The sequence below is a fragment of the Chryseobacterium salviniae genome (assembly GCF_035819015.1).
GTDB lineage: Bacteria > Bacteroidota > Bacteroidia > Flavobacteriales > Weeksellaceae > Chryseobacterium > Chryseobacterium salviniae.
This window is the reverse complement of the sequence record NZ_JAYLAA010000012.1, coordinates 39,737-56,296: the sequence shown is the minus strand read 5'-3', so window position 1 is coordinate 56,296 and position 16,560 is coordinate 39,737. Positions and strand designations below refer to the sequence as shown.

Genomic DNA, 16,560 nt, shown 5'->3' with positions numbered 1-16,560 from the left:
TGTTATTATAAAAAAATTGCATATTTTTGCACACTCATTTTATGGACAAGTTAAGAAACTATGACGTAAACTTTTCCGGATTAAAAACCGGCAGGCACGAGTTCAGGTTTGAGATCAATAAGGAGTTCTTTCAATTATTTGATACTGAACAGGAATTTACAAATCCCAGGATTTCAGTAAATGTTTTACTTGACAAACATTCTACGTTTCTGGAGTTTGAGATCAAAGTAAATGGTACGGTAGCGCTTGTTTGTGATATTACAAACGAAAATTTCGACCATTCCATTGAAAATGAGATCAAGGTATTGGTGAAATTCGGGGAAGAATATGACGACAGCGAGGAAGATGTTATAACAATTCCTACAAGCGATCATGCTTTCAATGTGGCACAATTGGTTTATGAAAACGTTGCCCTTTCTATTCCGATGAAAAAAATTTCACCAAATGTAAGTGATGAAGATCTTGCCATCCTTGAAAAGTTCAGTCCCAAAGAAAATGATGAAGAGGAAGAACATAAAAGCGACCCGAGATGGGATGCATTAAAAAATTTGAAGAATAAAAATTAAATAGTTTAATGATGAGATGATGAATCTCATCACTCATCAATTAAAAAAGTTATTAGAAAATGGCACATCCAAAGAGAAGACAGTCGTCTACAAGAAGAGATAAGAGAAGAACTCACTATAAAGCTGTAGTTCCTCAATTAGCTAAAGATGCAACAACAGGAGAGCTTCACTTATATCACAGAGCTCACTGGCATGAAGGGAAACTTTACTACAGAGGAAAAGTAGTATTGGAAAAGGAAGTAACAACTACTGAAGAAAATTAAGAGTCGATTTCCTCTGGAAAACACTCGTTTTGATACAAAAAACCGCCGATTTTTATAAAAATCGGCGGTTTTTTGTTGTTTTTTACTATTTTTTGGTATCTTTGGCCCAAAATCAAATATCAATTTTATGGACATTAAAGACATACAAAATCTTATCAAGTTTGTATCTAAAGCAGAAGTTTCTGAAGTAAAATACAAAACTAAAGATTTCGAAATCACTATTAAAACTCCATTAGCGGGTAGCGAAGTTGCTTATGCTCAACCTACTGTGTATCACACTGCGCCTCAGCAGGCTGCTGCTGCCCCTGCACCGGTTGCGACTCCTGCAACTGCGCCTGCTGAAAAAACCGAAGCAGCATCCGATGAAAGTAAATATGTGACTATCAAGTCTCCAATGATAGGAACTTTCTACAGAAAGCCATCTCCTGATAAAGATGTATTTGTAAATGTAGGCGATGAAGTTTCCGTAGGTAAAACGGTTTGTGTAATCGAAGCAATGAAACTATTCAACCAGATTGAATCTGAGGTAAGCGGAAAGATCGTTAAGATTTTAGTAGATGATTCTTCTCCTGTAGAGTATGACCAACCTTTATTCTTAGTAGATCCATCATAATTTAGTTAGAAGTTAGAAGTTAGAAGATAGAAGTTAGATAACTAACTTTTAAGTTTCGTACTCATTCCTAATTTTCAAATTATCTAATTTTCAAATTAAAGAAGATGTTCAAAAAAATATTAATAGCCAATCGTGGCGAAATTGCAATGCGTATATTACGTACTTGCAAAGAGATGGGGATTAAAACCGTTGCGGTTTATTCGACTGCCGACAAAGACAGTCTTCACGTAAGATTTGCAGACGAAGCGGTTTGTATCGGTCCAGCAATGAGCAGAGACTCATATTTAAAAATTCCTAACATTATTGCTGCTGCGGAAATCACCAATGCAGACGCAATTCACCCTGGTTATGGCTTCTTATCAGAGAACTCCAACTTTTCCAGAATCTGCCAGAAAAACGGTATCAAGTTCATCGGTGCTACTCCTGAACAGATTGAGAAAATGGGAGATAAAGCGAATGCGAAAGCAACCATGAAGGCGGCAGGTGTACCTTGTGTGCCTGGTTCCGACGGCCTCATTGAATCTTATGAAATTGCTGCTAAAACTGCCGAAGAGATTGGTTATCCTGTGATGATTAAAGCTACGGCCGGTGGTGGTGGAAAAGGGATGAGAGCAGTCTGGAAAGCTGAAGATCTGAAAGAGCATTGGGAATCTGCGATCCAGGAAGCGGTTGCTGCTTTCGGAAACGGAGGAATGTACATGGAAAAACTGATCGAAGAACCAAGACATATTGAAATTCAGGTTGCGGGAGATCAGTTCGGTAAAGCCTGTCATCTTTCTGAAAGAGACTGCTCGGTTCAGAGAAGAAACCAAAAGCTTACGGAAGAAACGCCCTCGCCTTTCATGACCGACGAGCTTCGTGAGAAAATGGGTGAAGCTGCCGTAAAAGCGGCTGAATTTATTGGTTATGAAGGAGTGGGTACTATTGAATTCCTTGTAGACAAACACAGAAATTTCTATTTCATGGAAATGAATACGAGAATTCAGGTAGAGCATCCGATTACAGAACAGGTAATTGATTATGATCTGATCAGAGAACAAATTCTTCTGGCTGCAGGAACTCCTATTTCGGGAATCAATCATTATCCGAAATTACATTCCATTGAATGCAGAATTAATGCAGAAGATCCCTATATGGATTTCAGACCATCTCCGGGGAAAATCACAGGATTAAACATTCCTGGGGGACACGGTGTAAGAGTTGACACTCACGTTTATTCAGGATATACTATTCCTTCCAATTATGATTCAATGATCGCAAAACTTATCACTACGGCACAAACCCGTGAGGAAGCTATTGCTAAGATGAGAAGAGCGTTGGAAGAATTTTATATTGAAGGCGTTAAAACAACCATTCCTTTCCATAGACAGCTGATGGATCATGAAGATTATCTTTCAGGAAATTACACCACAAAATTCATGGAAGATTTTGTGATGGATAAAAAATACGACAATCATTAATCTGATTTGTATATAATTTTTAACCGCCTCATGAAGGCGGTTTTTTTATGCAGCATTTAAAAAACTTTGTCAAAGTTCGGAACTTTGACAAAGTTGATGCGCAAGTATTTAATTTAAAAAAATATTAAAATCATATTTTCTAAAGATAGAATAACTATAACAGATTATTTGTATAATAAATATTTTCTGATACACTTTTACTACAGAATTAAAAGTTCTTAAATTAACGTCTTTATCAACACTGGATTTCTGTTTAACGATATCATTTATATTGTTTACATTTGCGCAAAATCAAATATATGTCAACAGCAGAAATTATAAAAGATTCACAATATTTTATCGACCTTGAGGACAAACATGGTGCCCACAATTACCATCCTCTTCCCGTTGTCTTAGACAAAGGTGAAGGTGTTTTTGTATGGGATGTGGAAGGCAAAAAATATTATGACTTTTTATCAGCTTATTCTGCTGTTAATCAAGGACATTCTCACCCTAAAATTGTGGAAGCATTAGTGGAGCAGGCTAAAAAACTTGCTTTAACATCAAGGGCCTTTTACAATTCCAGATTGGGGGAATACGAGAAGAAGATTACTGATCTTTTTGGTTTTGATAAGGTATTGCCCATGAATTCCGGGGCGGAAGCAGTAGAAACCGCAGTGAAATTAGCCAGAAAATGGAGCTACGAGATAAAAGGTATTTCCGAAAATGCGGCTAAAATTGTTGTTTGCGAAAATAATTTTCACGGAAGAACCACTACCATCGTTTCTTTCTCAAATGATCCGGATGCCAATCAGAATTACGGCCCTTTTACACCAGGATTTATTAAAATTCCGTACAATGACATCAATGCATTGGAAGAAGTTCTGAGCAGAGAGGCAGACAATATTGCGGCATTCCTTGTTGAACCGATTCAGGGTGAAGCGGGAGTTTATGTTCCGGACAGCGGTTTTCTGAAAAGCGCTTCCGAATTATGTAAGAAATATAATGTTTTGTTTATTGCAGATGAAGTTCAGACGGGTATTGCAAGAACCGGGAAATTAATTGCCTGTCATCATGAAGATCTTCAGCCGGACATTCTTATTTTAGGCAAGGCTCTTTCCGGCGGGATGTATCCTGTTTCAGCAGTTTTAGCCAATAACGAAATTATGAATGTCATAAAACCCGGCCAGCATGGATCAACCTTTGGGGGAAATCCTATTGCGTGTGCAGTAGCAGTAGCAGCACTGGACGTTGTACAGGAAGAAAAACTATCCGAGAGAGCTGAAGAGCTGGGGAAATTATTCCGTTCCGAAATTGAAAAATTAATTGAAAAAACCAATCTTATTACCAAAGTAAGAGGAAAGGGATTACTTAATGCCATTTTAATCAATGATACTCCGGAAAGTTCCACAGCATGGAATATATGCTTACAATTAAAAGATAACGGGCTACTTGCCAAACCGACTCATGGAAATATCATCAGGCTTGCTCCGCCTTTGGTTATTACGGAAGAGCAGCTTTTAGATTGTGTGAAAATTATCGAAAAAACCATCCTTTCATTTCAGTAGAAATGGAAGCGATGAATGATTCATTAAAAAATTTGATAAAATCTTTAAACCTTAAAGTTTTATACGCTGAGACTCTGATTTACAAGTCTAAATATTTTCAAATCAAACAATTACGATCAATTTTTACCTTCCGGAAAATTCTTTTGAACGGTAGATTACTGATATAAACGGAAAGATACACCGATACATTTCAAATTAAAACTTATCTTTGAAAATTAATTCTTTTTTAGATAAAATAATTGGGATGGCAGAAAAGGTCATGATGAATGTAAGTGGCTTAATCATTACGTATAACGAAGAAAAAAACATTCGGGAAGTACTGGAGTGCTTTGATTTCTGTGACGAAATTATTGTTGTAGATTCTTTCAGTACAGATAAAACAATAGAAATCGCACAGCAATTTTCTAAAGTAAAGGTAATTCAACATACGTTTGAGGATTTTACAAAGCAAAGAAATATTGCTTTGGATGCCGCAAAAAATGACTGGGTATTGTTTCTTGACGGAGATGAAAGAATCACTGCGTCTTTAAAAAATGAAATTCTGGAAGAATTAGAAAAGCCGGAGAAAAAAGATGCTTATTATTTTTACAGAAAATTTTATTTTGCAGGTAAGCCCATTCATTATTCCGGAACACAGACCGATAAGAATTTCAGGCTGTTTAGAAAGTCCAAGGCAAGATACACCGGTGACAAAAAAGTTCACGAAACGCTTCATGTAAACGGAACCATTGGAGCGTTAAAAAATAAGCTGCTGCATTTTTCCGTTAGTGATTATAACTCCTATAAATCAAAAATGATTCATTATGGAATTCTGAAAGGGCAGGAACTGGCAGCCAAAGGGAAAAAATATAGTCTTGCAATACAATATTCAAAAACGGCTTTTAAATTTTTTAAGGCATATATTTTGCGTTTAGGTATTCTTGACGGAAAAGAAGGCTATCAGCTTTCCTATCTGCAATCCTTAAGTGTTTTTGAAACGTATGAATCATTAAAAAAGGAGCAAAACTGAGTGAATGAAAATCTGTGTAATTAGTTTCGATTTCTGGGGATACGACCACTATATAGTTGATGCTTTACGTTCTAAAAATATAGATGCCCACCACATTAAAATTGCCGATGTAACCCATTCTAATTTTAGTGAAAGGGCAAAAAATGCCGTAAGCAAAATCTTTCTCAATAAAAATCTGAAAACGGAAAAAAGACAACGGTTTGTTACCGATTCTCTTCACCAGCTGGGATATCAGGATCAGATTCTGGTGATGAACCCGGATACTTTTGATTTCGCTACCCTTCAGGAAATCAGAAAATATACCAGCCGCCTTATCACTTATCTTTATGATAGCCTTGACCGCGTGGTAGTGGATAAAGAAAAACTTGATCTTTTTGATAAAATATTTTCATTTGATATTGCCGATGTTGAAAAATATGGCTTTGAAAAGCTCACCAATTATATTTACCTTCCATTTTGTCCGGAGAGAAAACAAAATCCTGAGATGGATCTTTTTTACATCACTTCCTATGATAATAAAAGAGTAGAATTTATTAAACAGCTTACTAAAAGGCTCCTGCAGATACAGTCTAAATTTCAGATTATTGTGATCGGGAAAAAAGGCTGGAAGCATCAATTAAGGAATGTATTTATTCAGATTCCGGAAAACCTGCACATCTTATTCAGCATTAAAAAAATAAGCCATAAAAAACTTCCGGAATTTTATAAAAATTCGCGAGCTTTGCTTGATCTCACCCGTGAAAACCAATACGGACTGAGCTTCAGGGTCTTTGAAGCGTTGGCTTTGGAAAAGAAAATCATTACGGATAATGAGCTGATCAAAAGGTATGATTTTTACAACCCGAAGAATATCCTGGTGTTAAATGAAACATGCAGTAATCTGGAAAAATCTTTTTTTGAAACTCCTTATGAAAAAGTTCCGGAAGAAATTTATTACAGGTATACCCTGGAACATTGGACGGATAAAGTGTTTGGGCTCAACAAAAAAGCATAATAATGGGAATTATAAAAAGAATTAAAAAACACTTTAAACGAAAAGAAAAACTCAGTATTCTAAATACACAGGAGATTGTTAACATAGGCTCTTTTGACCCGTTAAAAAAAACCATTTTATTTGCATCCCGGGATTTTCCTACTCATGATAGAGACTCCGGCTCCAACAGGCTTAAGGAAATTATCTTCATCTACAAAGAGTTGGGCTACAACTGTATTTTATTTGCGCCTCATATATTTGAAGATGATCCTTATGTAAAGTTTTATAAGGTAAATAATATCATTGTATTTACTGAAAACAAAAAGTACAAAACCATCTACGAATTTCTAAATGATTTTAAAAAAGTAGACTTTGTCTGGTTTAACGGACCTCTTGCCCTGAATTTATTCTATCAAAAAATAAAAAATATTCTGCCCACTGCGAAATTCATCTACGACATGGTAGACATTCATTTTTTACGTTATAAAAGAGCAATTGAGATTGAACCGAACCGTATTTCGTTAAAGAAAAAATATAAACACTTCTTCCGTCTGGAAACGGTTATTGCGCCTCAACTTGACTATATCATTGCGATTTCCGATAAAGAAAAGGAAATCATGCAAAAGTATTCTGATGAAAGAAAAATCCTTACCATTTCCAATATACATTATCCTAAAATTGATATTTCAGAAAGGAATGATTTTGCATCAAGCAGGGGAATTGTATTCATTGGTTCTATTCATGAACCCAATATTGATGCGGTAAAGTTTTTATATGAAAAAGTAATGCCCCTGGTATGGAAGGAAAATCCTGATCTTGAGGTAAGCGTGATTGGAAATGTCGCTGATAAACTCGATCTGAAACAATATCCTAAGTTCAAATTTTTAGGATTTGTGGAAAGCATTGAGGAGTATTTCATGACGTCTAAATTGATGGTAGCACCATTGAGATTCGGAGCCGGTGTAAAAGGTAAGATAGGCCAGGCCTTTGAATATTTTTTACCTGTTGTAACTACAGATATCGGCGCTGAAGGCATGCAGCTGGTGAACGAAAAAAATGTTCTGATTGCCAATGATGAAAAATCTTTTGCAGAATCCATCATCCGACTGAATAATGATGAAAAACTTTGGAATCTTCTTAGTGAAAATTCGGTAAACAGCCTTCGTCCTTTTTCAATCGAGGCGGTACACGAAACCCTGAAAAAAATTATTTAACATGAACCTTTCAGTAAGCATTATTGTTCCTTGTTACAATGCTTCGCATTACATGCATGAAGTACTTTTAAGCATTAAGAATCAAACGTATAAAAACATCCAGTGCATTTTGATCAATGACGGAAGCACGGACAATACGCTGGAAATTATCAACACTTTTTCCGATGAAAGGTTTGAAATGTATGACCAACAGAATAAAGGGCTTTCTGATACAAGAAATTTCGGGCTGGAAAAAGCTAAAGGAGATTTTATCTTTTTCTGTGACAGTGACGATCTCCTTCCACCAAAATCTATCGAAACCCTCGTTTCCGCCTATACCGGAAAAGAAGATATTATCGTTGGAAAAACAGCCACTTATTCATGGTACAAAAAAGAAAACATTTCATCATTACCTCATCCTTCTGAAAAGCAAGTAATTGCCAACAATCATTTTGAGGTTCTCATTAAAAATATGACCGAAGGCTTAAGTCCTATTGCACAGAATAAACTTTACAGAAAAGTATTCATCCAAGAAAATCATCTGAAATTTTTAAGCGGAATCTACCATGAAGATGAATTATGGTTTTTCGAAACAATGTTCAGGGCCAAAAACGTGATGTTCATTCCTGAAATTACTTACCTTTATACTGTTGACAATGCACAGTCGATCACTAAAAAGAAAAGCGATAAAAATCTTTTAGGTTATCTGAGTATTATTAAAACCATCTACAATAAATATTATCTTACCTATCCGCAGAAGAATATCAGTGCTTATTATATAGCTTATCTGAAAAAAATAGTTATCGGAAATTTTAAACACGATTCAAATTATTCCGATGAAGCGGTACTTGAAATGGAAAGGACATTTAGGGAAGCCAATCCTGAATTCAATGATGAGATTAACCTGAAAAATATTGAGAAAACTTACTTTAAATACCTCAATACCATCAGTTTAAAGGATAGCAATACTATAAAAAGGGAATACTTCAACAGACCTGTCAATAGTCTGCGAAAGCATTTTAAAATCATCATGTTCCGTATTTTCAATTCAAATTCAAAATGATGAAAATGGAAAAATTTCTTTTGATAATGCCTGATTATTCAGATTTCCAACAGCTTTTTGTCAATAATCTTACAAAAGCAGGGTTTGAGCCTTTTCTTATTACAGATAAAGTTTCAAAATTCAAATACCGCGGGCTTGAAAGTATTAAAAACTTTTTTATCAAAAATATCCTTAGGGATAAAGGCTATAAGCAAAAACTGATCAATCGCCATTTTGAAGAGGAGCTTGAAGGCAATCTTTCCGCAATAGAAAGTAAACTGGATTATATTCTGGTGATACGCCCAGATAATTTTCCGGTTTCATTCATAAAAAAACTCAAAGAAAAAACTTCGAAACTGATCGCCTACCAGTGGGACGGGATTGAAAAGTTTCCTGAGGTTAAAAAATATTTCGATTTATTTGACACTTTTTTCTGTTTTGAAAAAGTTAAAAATCAGCATAATATCAGGCAGATTACCAATTTTTATTTTGATCATCTTCCTCCGTTTTACAAACCATACCATACTGAAAATCCTAGTCTTTATTTCGTGGGATTATATTGGAAAAGCAGGGAAGAAAAAATCGACAGATTTATTGATGAGGTTTCCGCTTTTGATGTAAATCTCTCCATATTCATTCAGTACTTCACTGAGCCGGAACGTAAAAACAGCAAAATTACCTACATTAAAAACAGGATTACTTTTGAGGAAAACCTGGAACATGTAAAAAACTCAGACATTCTACTGGATTTTGTAGATCCTCTGCATAACGGACTTTCTATCCGATTTTTTGAAGGACTTTATTATCAGAAAAAAGTAATTACAGACAATATTACAGTAAAAAATTATGACTTTTACCATCCTGACAATATCTTTATCATTGAAAACGACAATTATAAAAATATTAAACAGTTTCTGAAAAAACCTTACTACAAAATTCCCGAAGAAATTGTGAAAAAATATGGCTTTAGCAACTGGATCAGGGAAATTATACAATAATAACAGCTTTATTTGAATCCTAAATATTCAAACATACTTTTGATATTTTTCTCCTGCTGATTGACAGAAAATTTTTCGAGAGGCTGACTGCTATTTTGGTGAAGGGTATTCCATAGTTTTTCATTGTGGTAAAGTTCCAGGATTTTATCTGCAAAATGTTCTGCATTATTTCCCGATACCAAAGCGGTCACTCCATCCACAAGGCCCATTCCTTCTGCACCGATCTCCGTTGTTACTACGGGCAGGGAAAATTCCAGAGCCTGGCCTATTTTACCTTTAACACCGGCTCCGTATCTTAGCGGTGCTACAAAAATTCTTGAGTTTTCAAACCAGTAATCAACACTTTTCTGATATCCCAGAATACAGAAGCGCTCTGAATTATATTGTTTTTTTATTTCGTCAGGAAAATCCGGCCCGAGTATATTAATTTTAATCGTATCATCTTTAGCCCAAACCAAAGGCATTATGTTTTCGTAAAGGAATTTTACGGCATCCATATTCGGCATATGATAAAAACCGCCTATAAATAAAAGATCTTTCCTGTCGGAATATGCTACATGCTGAACCTTCACAGGTTCATGAATATTGCTTACCGTAAATATTTTCTCATTCTGAATACCTTGTCCGGAAACGATTTTCTTTTCCTCATCACTGATGGAAACAACTACATCTGCTTTCTGCATAGCAGAATATTCTGTTTCCCTAAAGAATTTCATTTCCTTTTTACGGTCTTTTGTTATGGCGATATATTCATTTTCCCTCTCCATTCTCAGATAATGAAGATCTACCATGTCGTACACTATTTTCTGTCCGGAAAGTTTATCTTTTATCATTTTATACCAAAAATCAAAACCCGTCGGCCTGAAAATCCAGACAATATCTACAAATTGAAGGGCTTCCTGTACCTGATCTTTAATTTTAACCATCTTGTCTTGTGCATTGACAAAATCTTTGCAGACTTCAACACCAATACCTCTGAAAAAATTTACATACACGTCATCTTCATCACTAAGCTGTTTTACTGCTAAAATTATCCTGTGCTGATTTTTCTGAAGAATCTTTACGATTTCCAAAAACCTCCTGGAACCCGAATCTTTGTCCGGTTTCGGAATAAGTTCTTCAAGAATTAAAATATTCGGTTTTTTATAAAAAACGTTGAGATTATTGGCATTTCCTTTATCAAGAAATCTTGTATTGGTAAAATATTGATTCCATCTGCTCATAAAGATTTCCCTATTCTTTTGAAGCAGAAGTTCTTTACCATTGTCTTTGCCTGTGTAAGATATATTTTCAAAATGAATAATTTCGGAACCCGGCTGATAATAAATATCCAGACCCTGTTCATACTTTAAACGCTGACAAAGATCGGTTTCCTCATAGTAAGCAGGCAGAAAAGCTTCATCCAGGAGATTGAGATTGCCGCTACTGTCTACTCTTTGAAAAAGTAAACTGCATCCGGAACAATAATCAACCTTTCTTAAAAAATTATATTTTGGTGTATCAATAGCTTCACATCTTCCCAGGTTTACAATTTCTGTATTTTCAAAGATGAGGCATCCGGCTTCCTGTAGTGTGTTATCAGCGAAGATCATTTTAGAGCCTACAGCACCCACTTTATCTTTACTTTTGAAAACATTGAGGAGGCTTGACAAATAATTTTCCTGAACCTCAACGTCGTTGTTCAGAAGGTATACATATTTCCCTTTTGCTGCCTGGATGCCTTTATTAATATTTCTGAGAAAGCCTAAATTTTCCGGGTTATCGATAATGGTTATTCCGTTAATCTTTTTTAAATATTCTAAAGTATGATCTGTACTTTTATCATTGATGATGATAATTTCCTTTTGAATATCACGGTCAAACTGATCGATGGTATAAAGGCAGTTTAAAGTATATCTTATCTGATTGTAAACGGGAATAATAATTGAAACTTCAGGACTTTCGCCAACAGTGAAATTAAAGGTAAAATTTTCAAAAAAATCTAAATCATAATGATTAATCTTAAGTATTCTCTTATTCTTAATAAAATTACGATCCCTGATTTTATTTTTAAAAAATCTTTTAATTCCCATTTTTAATTTATTATTTTGTCATGCCTTAAATATTCCGGCTAACGAAAATAAGCATTTATTATGAGAGACAAAAAAAACATTATCAAAGCAGGCTATCTACTATCTTATGATTATTCTTATATTTTCACTTCTGTAAAACAAATTTACGATCATGTAGACCGTATTGTGATAAGCTATGATGAAAACAATAAAACTTGGGCCGGCAATAATGTAAACATTCCTGAAAGTTTTTTCTCAGAAATAAGAAGTCTTGATAAGCACAATAAAATTATATTTTATAAAGATAAATTTTTTATTCCCGGTAGTGCCCCTATGGAACTGGAAACAAGGCAAAGAAATATGATGGCGGAAAAAATGGGAAATGGAGGATGGCACATTCAAATTGATGGTGATGAATATGCTTATGACTTTAAAAAGCTCTCTCAATTCTTAAGAAAACACCAATATCTTTTGGCAAATCCTGAAAAAAATCCTATTAATTTTCAGGTAGATTGGGTCACCTTATTCCGGCATGATGAACATGGTTTTTATATTGTTGAGCCATTTGAAGAAAAATGCTTCCTTATCACCAACTATCCAAAATACCAATACGCAAGAAGAACCAATACAGGACGAACATTATCCCTCGAATATCGCCTCATTCATCAGTCATGGGCAAGAGATGAAAATGAAATCCTTGAAAAAATAATGAACTGGGGACACAAAAATGATTTTGACACGATGAAGTTTTTTGAATTCTGGAAAAGCATTCATTCGGAAAACCACACTGAATTCATTGATTTTCATCCGCTTTCTCCTTCAGACTGGCATAAGCTTTCTTTTTTTCCCTCAAAAAATATTGATGATTTTATAACAGCATTTGAGAGGAAGTTTCCTCAGCCTGAACTTAAGCTCAATCTTTCAGGCACAAAAAAATTCAAACTATGGCTGAAAAGTCTGTTCTAAAAAAACGGCTGTCTTAATTACAGTCAGCCATTTATATTTACTAAAGATTAATTTCGATCATATTCATCCTCAATCCTCACAATATCATCTTCCCCAAAATATGTTCCGGTCTGCACTTCAATAAATACCACAGGCTTTTCGGAAAGATTCATCATTCTGTGTTTTGCACCAAGAGGGATGAAAATACTTTCTCCGTACTTTAGACTGATCTCCTTATCGTCCAGAACCACCGTTGCATCACCTTTAATAATCGTCCACTGCTCCTGTCTTTTATGATGGTACTGATAAGAAAGCTTCTGGCCCGGATTTACCTCTATTCTTTTTAGTTTATAGTTCGGTTCATCTGCCAAAACATAATATTTCCCCCAGGGTCTCTCTCCTATTTCTAACATAATTTACGGCTTTTTTTATTATACAAAAGTAAATATTCAGATCAAAAAAGCAAGCAAACCATCTCTTAAACATTCTTAAAACCGTATATTTTTAAGTAAATTTGCACAAAATTTAAATTGAAAATGGAGAAAGTAAGAGTACGTTTTGCTCCAAGTCCTACAGGACCTTTGCATTTGGGGGGTGTAAGAACCGCATTATATGATTATCTTTTTGCTAAAAACCAGGGTGGCGAATTTGTATTGAGAATTGAAGATACGGATACCGCAAGATACGTGGAAGGCGCAGAAGAATACATAGAAGAAGCTTTGGAATGGTGCGGGATCATTGCCGATGAAAGCCCTAAAAAAGGAGGAAAATTCGCTCCGTACAGACAGTCTGAAAGACGAGATATTTACGACAGATACACAGAACAGATCCTGAAAACAGATTATGCCTATATCGCTTTCGACACCGCGGAAGAACTGGATGCCATCCGCGCAGAATATGAAGCAAGAGGTGAGGTTTTCTCTTATGACAACCGAACCAGAAATCAGCTTAGAAACAGTTTGGCACTCTCTGAAGAAGAAGTACAAAAGCTGCTTGACGAAAAAACGCCGTATGTCGTAAGATTCAAAATGCCCATTGACCGTACTTTAGGACTTACAGATATTATTCGTGGAAATTTTGCAGTTAATACAAACACGTTGGATGATAAAGTCCTGGTAAAAAACGACGGAATGCCCACGTACCATTTTGCCAATATTATTGATGACCACGAAATGGAAATTTCCCACGTGATCCGTGGTGAAGAATGGCTGCCTTCTTTAGGGTTACATACTTTATTATATGAAGCAATGGGTTGGGAAGCTCCGCAGTTTGCGCACCTTTCATTGATTTTAAAGCCGGAGGGAAAAGGTAAACTCAGCAAAAGGGACGGCGATAAATTTGGGTTTCCTGTTTTTCCTCTGAATTTTACGGATCCTGCAACAGGAAACGTTTCCAAAGGTTACAGAGAAAGCGGGTATCTTCCGGAAGCATTCATCAACATGGTGGCGCTTTTGGGATGGTCTCCTGCAGATGATAAAGAAATTTTATCCCTGGACGAAATGGCAAAAGAGTTCGATTTACACAAAGTTCATAAAGCCGGGGCGAGATTCAGCAAAGAAAAAGCGGAATGGTTCAACCATCAGTATATTCAGCAAAAATCTGATAAAGAATTGCTTGAAATCTTGAAAAATTCAGACTTTAATACAACGCTTTCAGATGAAAAATTACTGAAAATAATATCATTAATGAAGGAAAGATTAACCTTTTTAAAAGATCTTACTCTTGATAATGAAAAAGGAAAGTTTTTTTTCGAAGCACCTGCTTCTTATGATGAAAAAGCTTCAAAGAAAGCATGGAATGAAGAAACTTCCGGTATTTTTGAAGAATTGATTTCCACTTTGGAAAATACAGATTTCAATGCTGAACAGCTAAAGCAGGCCATTCATGATTTTGCCGAAAAGAAAGGATTGGGAATGGGAAAAGTGATGATGCCCTTGCGCCTTTCGCTGGTAGGAGAACTCAAAGGTCCTGATGTACCAGACATCATGGAACTTCTTGGAAAAGAGGAAACTATCTCCAGAATAAACAATGCAATTAATAATTTTAAATAGATTCATATAATTTTTCATAAATTTGAAAGATTTAATTTACTTCAAGAAATGGAATATTTAAGTTTCGAACTTCCTATAAAAGAACTAATGGATCAACTTCAGACATGTTCTTTGGTAGGAGAAGAAAGTGGTGTTGATGTAAAATTAGCATGTAGCCAAATCGAGGATAAGATTTTAGAAAAGAAAAAAGAAATCTACAGTAATCTTACGCCTTGGCAGAGAGTACAACTTTCCCGTCATCCGGATCGCCCTTACGCATTGGATTTTATCAACGGAATAGCAGATAAAGGCAGTTTCCTTGAGCTTCACGGAGACAGAAATTATGCCGATGACCCGGCAATGGTAGGTGGTTTACTTACACTTGACGGTCAGAAAGTGATGGTAATTGGTACTCAGAAAGGAAGAACTACAAAAGAAAGACAACACAGAAGGTTCGGAATGCCGAATCCTGAAGGATACAGAAAAGCGTTGCGCCTCATGAAACTCGCTGAAAAGTTTCAGATCCCTGTCGTAACTTTGATAGACACACCGGGGGCCTATCCGGGATTGGAAGCTGAAGAAAGAGGTCAGGGTGAAGCTATTGCCAGAAATATTTTTGAGATGGTTCAGCTTAAAACGCCCATCTTCACTTATATTATCGGTGAAGGAGCAAGCGGCGGAGCATTAGGAATTGGTGTAGGAAATAAAGTATATATGCTGGAAAATACCTGGTATACCGTAATCGCTCCGGAAAGCTGCTCATCCATCCTCTGGAGAAACTGGGACCACAAGGAAGATGCGGCCAACGCATTGAACCTTACTCCGAAAGATGCCTTACGAGAGAAATTTATCGACGGTATTATTGAAGAACCTCTTGGAGGAGCACACTATGATCCTACAGGTGCATTTCAGAATCTGAAGACTTCTATTTTACAGAATATCAAAGCCTTCTCAAAATTCACAGGACAGGAACTCGAAACCCAAAGACAGGATAAGTTTATTGCCATGGGGCAGTTTAAAGGATGATATAAAAAGCCGGTTAAGAAATTCTTAACCGGCTTTTTATATCATATATTTTTATTTTAATCCTCTCTCAGATTCAGTTCGATCTCAATATCTTTGGTGATCTTTTTTAGAGATGAATACTTGGCATCACAAACCATAGTTGTAAGAATGTATTCCCCTTTTTCCACCAGCAGGAAATTCTGTCCGTTTGCCGGAACATCAAGATTATAGTATTTTTTTCCGTTGATCTTTACAATCAGGTTACATTTTGACCGATTTCTGATATTGATGTAAGCTTCCTTATCCATCGGGTCATTATTAAAAATGTGGGTAAGCATGGCTGCTGTTTTTTTATTTTTTTCACTTGCTTCGGATTTTTTGCCTGCTGCTGCGCCAACACTGGCATAACTTACGGTTCGTTCAGGAGTTGCAGTGCCTGCATTAGCAGCTATAGCCTTTCCTTTATTGAGGTTGTTGTTATCAATAACCATCTGTTTGATTTTGTCTTCGCTCAGCGTTTTTATCGTTGGCTTGGCTTCCGGAGAATTATTTGCCATTACGATCTTCATCAGCTTTCTTTTGAAATAATCTGTTTTGGCATGTCCTGGGTTCTGCTTCAGGAACCCTGCAACAACTCTGGCTTCAGCAGTGGCTTCCGCATCACTTTCGCTATAAATAATAGCTGTTTCCTTTTCAACAATAGCTTTTGATTTTGCCTTTTTCTTTTTCTGTGAAAAACCAAGGGTAAATATGCATAAAAATATAAGAAGAAATATTTTTTTCATTAAAGAGACATTTAAAAAATTATTAAATATATAAATAACGCAAAAAGTCATTTTTTAGTTTATCATTAAAATCATTATCT

Annotated in this window: 16 protein-coding genes; 13 read left to right on the top strand and 3 right to left on the bottom strand. The window is 35.7% G+C overall.

Features of this window, described 5'->3' with window-relative positions; all coding sequences use genetic code 11:
- Positions 1-41 precede the first annotated feature (41 nt).
- From SOP96_RS02235 to SOP96_RS02190, 10 genes are all read left to right on the top strand, one after another.
- The gene (locus SOP96_RS02235; protein WP_326319601.1) at positions 42-566 is read left to right on the top strand and encodes a YceD family protein; all 525 of its coding nucleotides are present in this window, start codon (positions 42-44) and stop codon (positions 564-566) included.
- A gap of 59 nt (positions 567-625) precedes the next feature.
- A complete protein-coding gene (gene rpmF, locus SOP96_RS02230; RefSeq protein WP_076443861.1) occupies positions 626-829 on the top strand; it encodes a 50S ribosomal protein L32 in 204 nt (67 codons plus the stop codon).
- A gap of 127 nt (positions 830-956) precedes the next feature.
- Complete coding sequence (gene accB, locus SOP96_RS02225; RefSeq protein WP_326319600.1) at positions 957-1,442, top strand: acetyl-CoA carboxylase biotin carboxyl carrier protein; 486 nt, start codon at positions 957-959, stop codon at positions 1,440-1,442.
- Positions 1,443-1,546: 104 nt separating this feature from the next.
- A complete protein-coding gene (accC, locus tag SOP96_RS02220) occupies positions 1,547-2,902 on the top strand; it encodes an acetyl-CoA carboxylase biotin carboxylase subunit (protein WP_326319599.1) in 1,356 nt (451 codons plus the stop codon).
- A 299-nt stretch (positions 2,903-3,201) separates the two neighbouring features.
- On the top strand, positions 3,202-4,449 hold the full coding sequence (gene rocD / locus SOP96_RS02215; protein ID WP_326319598.1) for an ornithine--oxo-acid transaminase: 1,248 nt from the start codon (positions 3,202-3,204) through the stop codon (positions 4,447-4,449).
- Positions 4,450-4,693: 244 nt separating this feature from the next.
- Positions 4,694-5,458, top strand: coding sequence for a glycosyltransferase family 2 protein (locus SOP96_RS02210; RefSeq protein WP_326319597.1), 765 nt, complete (start codon positions 4,694-4,696; stop codon positions 5,456-5,458).
- Positions 5,459-5,462: 4 nt separating this feature from the next.
- On the top strand, positions 5,463-6,452 hold the full coding sequence (locus tag SOP96_RS02205; RefSeq protein ID WP_326319596.1) for a glycosyltransferase family protein: 990 nt from the start codon (positions 5,463-5,465) through the stop codon (positions 6,450-6,452).
- Between the two features lie 2 nt (positions 6,453-6,454).
- A complete protein-coding gene (locus SOP96_RS02200) occupies positions 6,455-7,645 on the top strand; it encodes a glycosyltransferase (RefSeq protein WP_326319595.1) in 1,191 nt (396 codons plus the stop codon).
- A gap of 1 nt (position 7,646) precedes the next feature.
- The gene (locus tag SOP96_RS02195) at positions 7,647-8,687 is read left to right on the top strand and encodes a glycosyltransferase family 2 protein (protein WP_326319594.1); all 1,041 of its coding nucleotides are present in this window, start codon (positions 7,647-7,649) and stop codon (positions 8,685-8,687) included.
- 5 nt (positions 8,688-8,692) lie between these two features.
- Positions 8,693-9,664 carry a hypothetical protein gene (locus SOP96_RS02190; RefSeq protein ID WP_326319593.1) on the top strand — a complete coding sequence of 324 codons (972 nt, stop codon included), beginning with the start codon at positions 8,693-8,695 and terminating at the stop codon, positions 9,662-9,664.
- 8 nt (positions 9,665-9,672) lie between these two features.
- Here SOP96_RS02190 and SOP96_RS02185 read toward each other — a convergent pair whose 3' ends face one another.
- Positions 9,673-11,736: a glycosyltransferase gene (locus SOP96_RS02185; protein WP_326319592.1), complete on the bottom strand. Its 2,064-nt coding sequence runs from the start codon at positions 11,734-11,736 to the stop codon at positions 9,673-9,675.
- A 60-nt stretch (positions 11,737-11,796) separates the two neighbouring features.
- Between SOP96_RS02185 and SOP96_RS02180 the strand changes: the two genes are divergently transcribed.
- Positions 11,797-12,681, top strand: coding sequence for a hypothetical protein (locus SOP96_RS02180; protein ID WP_326319591.1), 885 nt, complete (start codon positions 11,797-11,799; stop codon positions 12,679-12,681).
- A gap of 47 nt (positions 12,682-12,728) precedes the next feature.
- Here the strand turns inward: SOP96_RS02180 and SOP96_RS02175 are convergent, their stop codons facing one another.
- Positions 12,729-13,073, bottom strand: coding sequence for a phosphomannose isomerase type II C-terminal cupin domain (locus tag SOP96_RS02175; protein ID WP_326319590.1), 345 nt, complete (start codon positions 13,071-13,073; stop codon positions 12,729-12,731).
- A 123-nt stretch (positions 13,074-13,196) separates the two neighbouring features.
- On the opposite strand from SOP96_RS02175, the gene gltX reads away from it, so the two are divergent.
- Complete coding sequence (gene gltX / locus SOP96_RS02170; protein WP_326319589.1) at positions 13,197-14,711, top strand: glutamate--tRNA ligase; 1,515 nt, start codon at positions 13,197-13,199, stop codon at positions 14,709-14,711.
- A 48-nt stretch (positions 14,712-14,759) separates the two neighbouring features.
- A complete protein-coding gene (locus tag SOP96_RS02165; RefSeq protein WP_326319588.1) occupies positions 14,760-15,716 on the top strand; it encodes an acetyl-CoA carboxylase carboxyltransferase subunit alpha in 957 nt (318 codons plus the stop codon).
- A 56-nt stretch (positions 15,717-15,772) separates the two neighbouring features.
- On the opposite strand, the gene SOP96_RS02160 is transcribed toward SOP96_RS02165, so the two are convergent.
- Positions 15,773-16,480 (bottom strand): DUF6759 domain-containing protein, encoded by a 708-nt coding sequence (locus tag SOP96_RS02160; RefSeq protein ID WP_326319587.1) that lies wholly within the window; start codon positions 16,478-16,480, stop codon positions 15,773-15,775.
- Between the last annotated feature and the right edge of the window lie 80 nt (positions 16,481-16,560).

Excerpts from the sequence above, each read along its gene's own strand:
- SOP96_RS02235 (WP_326319601.1), top strand. The coding sequence starts at position 42 with ATGGACAAGTTAAGAAACTATGACGTAAACTTTTCCGGATTAAAAACC.
- rpmF (WP_076443861.1), top strand. The coding sequence starts at position 626 with ATGGCACATCCAAAGAGAAGACAGTCGTCTACAAGAAGAGATAAGAGA.
- accB (WP_326319600.1), top strand. The coding sequence starts at position 957 with ATGGACATTAAAGACATACAAAATCTTATCAAGTTTGTATCTAAAGCA.
- accC (WP_326319599.1), top strand. The coding sequence starts at position 1,547 with ATGTTCAAAAAAATATTAATAGCCAATCGTGGCGAAATTGCAATGCGT.
- rocD (WP_326319598.1), top strand. The coding sequence starts at position 3,202 with ATGTCAACAGCAGAAATTATAAAAGATTCACAATATTTTATCGACCTT.
- SOP96_RS02210 (WP_326319597.1), top strand. The coding sequence starts at position 4,694 with ATGGCAGAAAAGGTCATGATGAATGTAAGTGGCTTAATCATTACGTAT.
- SOP96_RS02205 (WP_326319596.1), top strand. The coding sequence starts at position 5,463 with ATGAAAATCTGTGTAATTAGTTTCGATTTCTGGGGATACGACCACTAT.
- SOP96_RS02200 (WP_326319595.1), top strand. The coding sequence starts at position 6,455 with ATGGGAATTATAAAAAGAATTAAAAAACACTTTAAACGAAAAGAAAAA.
- SOP96_RS02195 (WP_326319594.1), top strand. The coding sequence starts at position 7,647 with ATGAACCTTTCAGTAAGCATTATTGTTCCTTGTTACAATGCTTCGCAT.
- SOP96_RS02190 (WP_326319593.1), top strand. The coding sequence starts at position 8,693 with ATGGAAAAATTTCTTTTGATAATGCCTGATTATTCAGATTTCCAACAG.
- SOP96_RS02185 (WP_326319592.1), bottom strand. The coding sequence starts at position 11,736 with ATGGGAATTAAAAGATTTTTTAAAAATAAAATCAGGGATCGTAATTTT.
- SOP96_RS02180 (WP_326319591.1), top strand. The coding sequence starts at position 11,797 with ATGAGAGACAAAAAAAACATTATCAAAGCAGGCTATCTACTATCTTAT.
- SOP96_RS02175 (WP_326319590.1), bottom strand. The coding sequence starts at position 13,073 with ATGTTAGAAATAGGAGAGAGACCCTGGGGGAAATATTATGTTTTGGCA.
- gltX (WP_326319589.1), top strand. The coding sequence starts at position 13,197 with ATGGAGAAAGTAAGAGTACGTTTTGCTCCAAGTCCTACAGGACCTTTG.
- SOP96_RS02165 (WP_326319588.1), top strand. The coding sequence starts at position 14,760 with ATGGAATATTTAAGTTTCGAACTTCCTATAAAAGAACTAATGGATCAA.
- SOP96_RS02160 (WP_326319587.1), bottom strand. The coding sequence starts at position 16,480 with ATGAAAAAAATATTTCTTCTTATATTTTTATGCATATTTACCCTTGGT.